General features: G+C 69.9%; 9 protein-coding genes and 1 pseudogene. 6 read left to right on the top strand and 4 right to left on the bottom strand.

Annotated features, from left to right (window positions below):
• Positions 1-62: 62 nt before the first annotated feature.
• Positions 63-377, bottom strand: a pseudogene (locus ACFYX0_RS45730) (response regulator); the annotation flags it as partial.
• A 246-nt stretch (positions 378-623) separates the two neighbouring features.
• Here ACFYX0_RS45730 and ACFYX0_RS45725 point away from each other — a divergent pair.
• The 5 genes from ACFYX0_RS45725 (at position 624) to ACFYX0_RS45705 (ending at position 4,071) form a co-directional block, all read left to right on the top strand.
• Entirely contained in the window at positions 624-1,628 is a 1,005-nt protein-coding gene (locus ACFYX0_RS45725; RefSeq protein ID WP_388981216.1) for a DUF1259 domain-containing protein, read from the top strand.
• 4 nt (positions 1,629-1,632) lie between these two features.
• The gene (locus ACFYX0_RS45720) at positions 1,633-1,977 is read left to right on the top strand and encodes a hypothetical protein (RefSeq protein WP_388981213.1); all 345 of its coding nucleotides are present in this window, start codon (positions 1,633-1,635) and stop codon (positions 1,975-1,977) included.
• Between the two features lie 71 nt (positions 1,978-2,048).
• The gene (locus ACFYX0_RS45715) at positions 2,049-2,543 is read left to right on the top strand and encodes a YncE family protein (RefSeq protein WP_388981210.1); all 495 of its coding nucleotides are present in this window, start codon (positions 2,049-2,051) and stop codon (positions 2,541-2,543) included.
• A gap of 168 nt (positions 2,544-2,711) precedes the next feature.
• Positions 2,712-3,191, top strand: coding sequence for a hypothetical protein (locus tag ACFYX0_RS45710; RefSeq protein WP_388981207.1), 480 nt, complete (start codon positions 2,712-2,714; stop codon positions 3,189-3,191).
• Between the two features lie 58 nt (positions 3,192-3,249).
• Entirely contained in the window at positions 3,250-4,071 is an 822-nt protein-coding gene (locus tag ACFYX0_RS45705) for a transposase family protein (protein ID WP_388981204.1), read from the top strand.
• Between the two features lie 403 nt (positions 4,072-4,474).
• On the opposite strand, the gene ACFYX0_RS45700 is transcribed toward ACFYX0_RS45705, so the two are convergent.
• The gene (locus ACFYX0_RS45700; protein WP_388981201.1) at positions 4,475-5,716 is read right to left on the bottom strand and encodes a SpoIIE family protein phosphatase; all 1,242 of its coding nucleotides are present in this window, start codon (positions 5,714-5,716) and stop codon (positions 4,475-4,477) included.
• Positions 5,717-6,066: 350 nt separating this feature from the next.
• On the opposite strand from ACFYX0_RS45700, the gene ACFYX0_RS45695 reads away from it, so the two are divergent.
• Positions 6,067-6,627 (top strand): hemerythrin domain-containing protein, encoded by a 561-nt coding sequence (locus tag ACFYX0_RS45695; RefSeq protein WP_388981198.1) that lies wholly within the window; start codon positions 6,067-6,069, stop codon positions 6,625-6,627.
• A 939-nt stretch (positions 6,628-7,566) separates the two neighbouring features.
• On the opposite strand, the gene ACFYX0_RS45690 is transcribed toward ACFYX0_RS45695, so the two are convergent.
• Together ACFYX0_RS45690 and ACFYX0_RS45685 are read right to left on the bottom strand one after the other, a co-directional pair.
• Positions 7,567-7,758 (bottom strand): hypothetical protein, encoded by a 192-nt coding sequence (locus ACFYX0_RS45690; protein WP_388981196.1) that lies wholly within the window; start codon positions 7,756-7,758, stop codon positions 7,567-7,569.
• Positions 7,755-8,738 carry a hypothetical protein gene (locus tag ACFYX0_RS45685; RefSeq protein WP_388981193.1) on the bottom strand — a complete coding sequence of 328 codons (984 nt, stop codon included), beginning with the start codon at positions 8,736-8,738 and terminating at the stop codon, positions 7,755-7,757. Before ACFYX0_RS45685 ends, ACFYX0_RS45690 begins: the two co-directional genes overlap by 4 nt.
• Between the last annotated feature and the right edge of the window lie 251 nt (positions 8,739-8,989).

The raw sequence follows: 8,989 nt of genomic DNA, 5'->3' as shown, positions 1-8,989 counted from the left end.
ACGGGGCGGGCAGGTGGCACAACCCTGCCGCACCAGCGGCAGACAGAAACGAGAGACCGTACTCAAACCGAAGCCCTCACGCTCTGGTGATGTGAGGACCTTCCGGGCCGAAATACCCGGAATGCTGAGAGTTGCTGAGGCTCCCAGCAACGGTTTGGTGAGGTAGTCGTCCGCCCGCCGTCCAGGCCGTGCACGCGGTCGGCTACGGCGTCCTTCGCGGTCAGCATCAGCACGGGCAGCCAGTTGCCGCGCCGCCGGAGGGCGGCGCAGACCTCGAAACCGTCCAGGCCGGGCAGCATCACGTCCAGCACCATGGCGTCGAAGACGGCCACATCGGTCAGGGCGACGGCCTGGGGCCCGTCGGCGGCCGCATCGACGGCATAAGCCCTCCTCCGTCAGGGCCCGGTGCAGTAGGTCCCGCATCTTGGGCTCGTCCTCGACCACCAGGATCCGCATGGTGCCCTTCCTTCAGCTTCTGTGCGCCGTTCGGCTCCCACGATCCAGGCCGCTGATGAAGCTGTCATGAAGCCACCCGGATGGGTGTGCTCTTCATGCCAGCTTCATCAGCGGCGGTTTGTCTGACCACACAGGCACCATCGACGAGATCTCGACGAGGAGTGGTCATGTCACCCCATTCGCACAGGAAGCCGGTCGCCGCGACGGCGGTCGCGCTCCTCATGGTGGCGGGCTCCGGCCTGCTGGCCGGCTGCGGCACCGATACGAAGGACGGCGCCGCAGGACAAGGGGCGCAGCCGGTCGGGGCCGAGGCAGCCATGCAGGGTCACGCGCAGCCGCCCGTACAGACGACCGAGGCGGACTGGAAGCCGGTCGCCGACCTCCTCGGCCGCACCGGCACCCTGATGAACGGCGCCGTCTACCGCGTCCCGCTGCCCCGCAAGGACCTCACCGTCACCACTCAGGGTGTGACCATCAAGCCGGGCCTCTCCCTCGGCGGCTACGCGGCCTTCGCCAAGTACCGGCACCAGACCATGCTCATGGGCGACCTGGTCGTCACGGAGGACGAGCTGCCCAAGGTCACCGACGCGCTGCAGGTGGCCGGGATCGAGCAGACCGCGCTGCACAAGCACCTGCTCCAGCAATCCCCGGCGATCTGGTGGACGCACATCCACGCCATGGGCGACCCGGTCGCCCTCGCCAAGGGCCTGAAGTCCGCGCTCGCCGCCACGGCCATCCCGCCCGCCTCGCCGCCCCCGGCCACCCAGCCGCCCATCGGCCTGAACACGGCCGGCATCGACAAGGCCATCGGCCGCAAGGGCACCGCCGACGGCGGGATCTACAAGTTCTCCATCGCCCGCAAGAACCCTGTCACCGACGGCATGCACGTGCTGCCGCCCGCGTTCGGTATCACCACCGGCATCAACTTCCAGCCCCTGGGTGACAACAGGGCCGCCATCAACGGCGACTTCGTCATGACCGCCCCCGAGGTGCAGAAGGCCATCCGCGCGCTGCGCAAGGGAGGCATCGACATCGTCGAACTCCACAACCACTCCCTCAACGACCAGCCGCGCCTGTTCTACATGCACTTCTGGGCCACCGGCGACGGCGTCACCCTGGCCAAGGAGCTGCGACCGGCCCTCGACGCGACCGCGCTGGTGCCCGCAGCGTGATTGGTTGGGGCCAGATCGTCTACGGCGCCGTGCTGTCGGCCGTCTTCGCCGCCGTCCTCGTCGCCGCCGCCGTACTGTCATCGCGACCGGTGCGCTCGCTGCGGCCCTCGGGCCACTCGCCTGGAACGCGATCCTGCGGGCCGTCCACGGGGACCAGTTCTTCACCGACGCGCCCGTGATCGTCTTCCCCGTCAGCTGGCAGGACACCGGCTCCGGAGTCTTCACCCTCGCCGCCGCAGCCCTCGGCTACGGGCTCGGTCCCCTGGCCGCGCAGCCCACGCGCACCAGCGTCCGCTACGCGCTCCTGGCCGCCGTCGCGGCCCCGCTCGTCGACATCTACCTGTACTGAACGCTTCGGTCGCCCCGTCAGACAGGCAATGCCCATCACCCCCGCCTCCGCCAACCCGGGAAAGCCTGCACATGACCCATCGCCTCAGCCCACGCGTCCTGCTGGCCCTTACCGCCGGGGTGCTCCTCGCCATCGCCGCCGCAGTGGCCGGCGTGCTGCTCACCCGCGGCAGCAGCCAGCCGCCCAAGGTGGCGCTCCCGCTGCGGCCGGTGACCCAGGTCGCCCTGCCGGGCGACAGCTCCCGTTTCGACTACGCCGGCCTCGACGCCGGCCGCGGGCTGCTGTTCATCGCCCACCTCGGCGCGAGCCAGGTCATCGAGGTCGACGCACACACGGACCGGGTCGTACGGACCATCGACGGCCTGCGCGGTGTCCACGGCGTCCTCGTCGTCCCCGCCCTGCACCGCGTGTACGCCACCGCCACCGATGCCGACCAGGTCGTGGCCCTGGACGAGACCACAGGCACCGTCCTGCACCGCAGTCCCACCGGCGACTACCCCGACGGACTTGCCTACGACCCGGTGCACGGCACGGTGTGGACCACCAATGAGCGTTGTTCAACCTGAATTCGCTGGTCATGGGGCTGGCGTGGGCGGCGGCTGAGGTACTCGTGCCGGTCGTGGGCGTGATCGGTATCAGGTGATCACCGGGCGCGTTGCCGGTTCGCCGGAATCGCGGTGCCGGGTCCTGGCTCCTTCGTAGGCTTCCAAGGGAGCGCGCGGGAGGAGCTGCTGGTGGCGGATGTACTGGTGTGGGTGATGCAGCGACGGGTGGTGCTGGCCGATCGCGCCGAGCGGCTGCGCAAGGAGCTCGCCGAGATCGATGCGGAGGTGGCCCGGCTGGAGGCCGCCGAGGTGGTGATCGGGCAGTTCATCGAGGCCGACCGGAGCGGGCAGGCCGACGATCCGGTCATGGCCGCGGAGTTGGAGCGGGTGACGGCAGGTCCGGGGGCGGGCGGGATGCTGCTGGTCCCGCACCGCGAGCCGGGCATGGACGAGAGCGTGCTGCCCGCCGACTACCAGGCGATCATGAAGATCGTGGCCACGGCCTCGGATCCGGTCCCGGCCAAGGACATCAGCGTCCAACTCGGCAAGGGCACCGCGCCTGGGCAGGTGGAGCCGGTGCGCGACAAGCTCAGGCGCCTGGCGGACCGGGGCTGGCTGCACCGCACACCGGCTGGTCGCTTCACCGCCCTGCCGCAGCCGCGGCCATGACCGACACCGGCCGGATTTCGGCGTAACGCAAGGTCCCCCGACGGGAGTTGGGGATTCCATGCGAAAGAACACCAGCCCCGCCGAGGGCACTGAGGAGCTTGTCTACCAGTGCCGCCTGCCGCTGTCGAGCGCCACCTTGGACCTGGTTGCCGGCCTGGTCCGCGGCCACCTGAAGAAGATCCGTTCCCGCTGGCGCAAGCTCTCGCCCGGCCGGATCGCCCTGATCGTCCTCGCCGTCCTCCGCCACGACCAGCGGCTCTCCGACATGGCGGGCGGCAACGACGTCTCCGCGTCCACCGTGCGCCGCTGGCTGCTGGAAGTGATCGGGCTGCTGTCGGCCCGTGCTCCGCGCTTGGACCGTGTCGCCCGGAAGGGTGGCGTCGTCGTGCTGCTCGACGGCACCCTGGTGCGCACCCGCCGCCGCACCGGGGACGAGAACCGCCCGAATTATTCGGGGAAGCACAAGGCCCACGGCCTGCTGTTCCTCGCCCTGACCGACGAGCGCGGCAACCTGGTGTGGATCTCGGCGGCGAAGCCGGGACGCTCCAGCGAGATCACCACCGCCCGCCACAACAAGATCACCACCCGCCTGCGGGAAGTCGGCCTGGGCGCTCTGGCCGACCTCGGCTTCGTCGGCCTGGACGACGACCCCGACGACCCGGTGATCGTCACCGGCCGCCGAGCGAGTCGCGGCCATCCCCTCACCGCCGCCCAGAAGGAAGCGAACCGCCTCGTCAGCCGCGAACGAGCAGCGAACGAGCACGGCTTCGCCGACCTCAAGAACTGGCGGATCCTTACCAAGGTCCGGATGAACGCCAGGCACGCGACCACGCTGCTGCGGGCTCTCCTCGTCCTGACGAACGCCGAGGTCCGGCGCTGACGGACGATCACCTGCTACCGATCAAGACCCCAACCGGCGCGAGCACCCCAGCCACGACCCACGCCAGCCCCGTGACCTGCAACTTCAAGATGGAGCGAACTCAATGTTGCGACGACCGGTTGAGTCCGGGCAGTAGACGTCGTTCAGGCTCGCCGAGCATCTGGACGCCGCCGACATAGCCGCGTCCATCGGCTCGGTCGGCGACGCCTACGACAACGCCCTGATGGAATCGGCGATCGGCCTGTATTAATAAGCGCGGACTTGGAGCGCTCAAGCGACCTCACCAGAGGGCATACCTCGACGCGCTTCCTGAACCGGGGACTGTTCACCTCCGGCACCGGACACGTTCAGGACGACGCAGTACAGCCTGGCCCAGACCCCGATGTCGGTGACGCGGCCGTGATTACAGGCGGGCGACGACCAAGGCGATGTCGTCGTGTCCGCCGCTGCTGACTCCGAGGCGGGACAGCAGGACGTCGGCCAGGTGGTCCGGGCTGAGCTGGGGGTTGTCGGCGAGGGCGTCGGTGAGGCGGTTCAGGCCGGTGTCGATGTCTTCGCCTCGGCGTTCGATGAGCCCGTCGGTGTAGAGCACGAGGGTGTCGCCGGGGGTGTAGGGGAGGGTGGCCTGAGGGCGCGGAACGTATTGCTGGCGGACTCCCAGGGGCGGGTCGGTGGCCTGGTCGAGCAGGTCGGAGGTGCCATCGGGGTGGACCAGGACCGGTGGGGGGTGGCCGGCACTGCTGTAGGTGATGTGCCGGCGGTGGGTGTCGATGACCGCTTTGACCGCGGTGGTAGCCAGGGCTCCTTTGACCGATTGGGCATACAGGCCCAGTACCTCCATCGCCTTGGCGGGCTGGTTCAGGGCCCGGACGGCGGCGGAGAGCGCGCTGCGGAGCATGCCCATGGCCGCGGCGGCTTCCAGGCCGTGGCCCACCACGTCGCCCACCGCGACGGAGAAGCCGTCATCGGGCAGGTCCACCACGTCGTACCAGTCGCCGCACACGTTGAGGCCTTTGGCCGCGGGCAGGTAGCGCACCGCGATGTTCGGATGCCCGGCCAGGTCCGGCGCCTGCATCATCGCCTCTTGGAGGGTGACAGCGACCTTCCGTTCCCGGGCGTGAGCCTGCCGCAACTGCTCATTGGCCAGTTGCAGCTCGCGTGCCCGCGCATACAGTTCGGCCTCCATGGCTTCCCGCTCGCCGAGCGTCTGCCCCGTTTGAGCGCGGACGGCACGGGAGAGCACGAACTCGGTGACGTCCTCCACCCGGTGGACGATCCAGGCCAGCAGGCCGTCGGGCCCGAAGACGGGGGTGTTGATCGGGGACCACCACCGTTCCTCGAACAGCCCCGGGTGGTCGGGTACGGGGATGTCGTACTTCTGCACTCCCATCGTGTCCGGCTGCTGCGAGCGCAGGACCCGGTGCAGGGAGGCGTCGAGGTTGCGCACCCCGTTGGCCTCGGGATCGGCCGGGTTGTCGGGGAACGCGTCGAAGAGGTATTGCCCGATCAGGTAGTCCCGCGACAGGCCGGTCGCTCGGCAATAGGCCTCGTTGGCGTCGAGGATGACGAGTTCCGGGCCCAGCACCAGGTACGGGCTGGGGGCGGCAGCGAACAACGCCTGGTAATCGATCGGCGGTGTGGTCACAGACGCTCTCCCGTTCCTCTCCTGCGTCCCCTCTCCGGGTCCACTATGTGTGCTTCTGATCAGCGCACCGGTAGGACAGGGCCTCGGAGTGTCGGAGAATTGCAGGCCAGATCGCTATATGAGCTCCAGGAGCCTGACCGGAGAAGGACCTCACGGTGGGCTGTGGCCGTGACCACCGCTCGAGTCGGATTAAGAAGTTTGCCTGCCCCCCTTTTTTTGGCGTGCTCCGGCTGCCCACCTGTTCGGGTGACGCGCGTGGTTTGGCCGCACATATATCTGCCGGGTCGGGGATCAGTCTCTGCGGGTCTGGACGCACCGGTCCTGGCAGACGGACGAGAGGCGGATGTGCGATGGGGCACGGCGGGAACGTCATTGAGGAACTGATGGCCGATCACCGGGAGGTCGAGGGCCTCTTCGCCAGAATCCGGGCGATGACCGGTGGGGGCCAGGAGCTGCGTGATTTCGTGGACGAGGCCACCATCGAGCTGGTGCGGCACTCGGTCGCTGAGGAGCAGTACCTGTACCCGGCGGTGCGCGAGCACGTGGAGGGCGGCGACCGGATCGCGGACAAGGAGCTTCGGGACCACGGCCGTATCGAGAATCTCCTCAAGCAGTTGGAGAAGACCAACGCCGACGATGCCGAGATGAACCCGCTGCTGCAGCAGCTCATGGCGGAAGTAGCCGCCCACGTCGAGGACGAGGAGGACAACCTCTTCCCCCTGCTGCGCCAGGCCTGCTCCTCCGAGATGCTCGGCGATCTCGGGGAGAAGGTCCGGCGGGCCAAAGCCATGGCGCCCACGCGGCCGCACCCCGCCGCACCCGACACGCCGACCGCGAGCAAGCTCCTCGCGCCGGGCGCCGGCCTGGTCGACCGGGCCCGTGACTTCGTCACCGGCCGCGGCAAGTCCTGACCGACCGTTCCGCAACCGGCAGTGGGCAGAAGCTGCGAACAGCCGGGCCGGGCTCCAAATGTTCGTTCTGGCCTCGGCTGCCATCGGGAGGGGCCCTCCCGGCGAACAGGCCCGCCTCGTCCAAGGCACGTCATCGGTGCGACCAGGTTCAGTTCTGCGCGACGACGTGCACGGTGGTCAGACGCTGGTCGGCGGCGTCGGGCAGGGACATGCCAGCCGCGACGCCGGTGGTCAGGTATTCCAGTACGGGCTCGGTCAGGCGGTGTACGGGGTCGGACTGGTGACCAGGGCCCCGTCGGCGTCGGGGTTGGACAGGACCTCACCGAAGAACACGGCGCCCCCAACAGGGCCTGGGCGTGCGGGTCCGCACCACGGGCCTGCTTGTGCCCCGGTGGCGTGAAGCCCAGCTCGCCAGCGGGGAGGGTGCCCCTGCCGCCGGAGGACCTGCGGGCCGTCCTGGCCCGATCGACCTGGTCTGGGCACGGCTGGACCGTCCGGCCACCCGCCGCCTGGTGGAGGCCGCGACCCGCAGCGAGCTCGCCCGGGTGGTCGGCTTCGCCGGTCGCGCGGATGCGCCGCAGGTCCTCGCCGACCGGCTCGCCCGGCGCCTGGCCGATCAGATGCGGCTGGCCGGCCCGAACCCGGTGGGCTGGCTGATCGCCCGGGCTCTGCCGCAGCGCCAGGAGTGCGGCGACGTGCGGTGCGACGACCGGGTGCTGCTCGACTCCGGCAGGGACTGCCCCCGGTGCGAGGACCGGCAAGCCGACTGGCGTGCGCAGCGCAGCGCGGTCGCAGCCGCCGTCGACGCCGCGATGCCCGGGGCCTCGGAGGCGGAGCGGCGGGCGGCCACCGCGCAGCATCTGCACGAGGACGTGACGGCCAGGACGTGGGCCCGCGACACGAGTGGGAGCAGGTCCGTGCCCGGCAGGCCGCCGCAGCTCAGGCCCGTGCCGAAGCCGCGGCCGGGCGGTCGGAAGACGACGCAGCGGCCGCGCCTGTGGCCCCGGTCGTGCTGCCCGCACCCCGCCCGGCCGCAGTCGCCCCGCCGTTGGAGCAGGTGGGCTGGCCGGTCAGGAGTCGGTCTATGGGCGTCCGGATGCGGGAGCGTTCGTCCTCGTGCTGCTGGTTCATGCGATCGCCTCCTCGGCGGACTGGGCGGCGGAGTCGTGGGCGTTGGCGAGAGCGCGGAAGCGGGCGGCGGTCAGGCGAAGCCGGTCGCCCAGGGGCTGGGGCATCAGGGTTGCCTTCGTATCGAGCCGATCAGCGTGCTGTCGAGCCGCTTGCGCGTGGCTGTCGGTGCGGACGGTGTTGCCGCAGCCGAGCTGGCAGGCGAACTGGTTGGGTGCCGTCGCCCCGGGATCCGGGTCGCACAGGGCCGTGTCGCGCTTGAAGGCGCAGATGAGGAACGCGTCCGGGTTGTCGAAGAGGACGAGTCCGTCGCGTGCGAGGAACTTGGCGGCGGCCTTCGGGGTGGTCAAGGTGCCTTCGAAACGGGGGAGCGAGGTTGCTCCGATGAGAGCCCGTCGAGCGGCGGGACCGGAGATCTTCTCGGCGGCCGCAGTAGCGTCGCGCAGCCGTGCTGCGTTCTGCGCGGCGGCGAGCGCGGTCTCGACGTCGAGCTCCCCGTGGAACCCCCGGCGACCGCGGTTGCCGTAGCCGGTGGAGGTGCGCGCGTCCAGGGCGGTGCGCATGTGTCCGTACTGGATGGCGAGGGCGACCAGACCGCCAGGGCGGCGGGCGATGGGCCAGGCCAAAGTTCTGCGCAGGCGACTCAGTCCAAGGTTGCCGTGCGGGTCCGCCGGCACCATCTGGGCGGGCAGGCCCTGGGCGGTGGCCTCCTGGTTGATCCACGACACGAGATTCTCGACGCGGCGGTCCAGGGTGCCCCGCTTCAGCGCACCGTGGTGCTTGCGCTGGGAAACGACATCGTGGTGGCTGGAGCTGAACAACAGCTCGCCCTTGGGGACGATGCGCTCCAGAACCCGGATGGCGTTCACGACGGGGGTGATCGCGACCCAGGGGACGGCGCGCTCCTCACCAGCGGAGATGTGGTGGCCGTCAGAGTCGCGGACGTTCTTGTAGTGGTGGGCTCGGATCAGATGCCGCGGCATGGAGCCATCGGGGTTCGGGAGCGGCGGCCGGCACCGCCGGACCGCACCAAGGCCCTTGCCGAGAACCAGATCGCCGCCTTGCGGCGCCTGCACGTCGCCCTGCGAGAGAAGACGTTCTGGAAGATGCTCTACGAGTCCGCCGCCCGGGCCGACGAGCCTGCGTTCCGCGTAATTCAGCGGCATAGAGTCACGAATCTGGGGTCTGACCTGCGCGGACATGGGTGAGGGCGCCTGAGAGGCGTTTCTCTAGG

This window comes from Streptomyces sp. NPDC002573, from assembly GCF_042889625.1.
Classification (GTDB): Bacteria; Actinomycetota; Actinomycetes; order Streptomycetales; family Streptomycetaceae; genus Streptomyces; species Streptomyces gibsoniae.
This window is presented reverse-complemented; position numbering and strand designations above follow the sequence as displayed.

What these genes read in the sequence shown, in the direction of transcription:
- ACFYX0_RS45715 (WP_388981210.1), top strand. Translation starts at nt 2,049, where the DNA reads ATGACCCATCGCCTCAGCCCACGCGTCCTGCTGGCCCTTACCGCCGGG.
- ACFYX0_RS45685 (WP_388981193.1), bottom strand. Translation starts at nt 8,738, where the DNA reads ATGCCGCGGCATCTGATCCGAGCCCACCACTACAAGAACGTCCGCGAC.
- ACFYX0_RS45725 (WP_388981216.1), top strand. Translation starts at nt 624, where the DNA reads ATGTCACCCCATTCGCACAGGAAGCCGGTCGCCGCGACGGCGGTCGCG.
- ACFYX0_RS45690 (WP_388981196.1), bottom strand. Translation starts at nt 7,758, where the DNA reads ATGAACCAGCAGCACGAGGACGAACGCTCCCGCATCCGGACGCCCATA.
- ACFYX0_RS45695 (WP_388981198.1), top strand. Translation starts at nt 6,067, where the DNA reads ATGGGGCACGGCGGGAACGTCATTGAGGAACTGATGGCCGATCACCGG.
- ACFYX0_RS45705 (WP_388981204.1), top strand. Translation starts at nt 3,250, where the DNA reads ATGCGAAAGAACACCAGCCCCGCCGAGGGCACTGAGGAGCTTGTCTAC.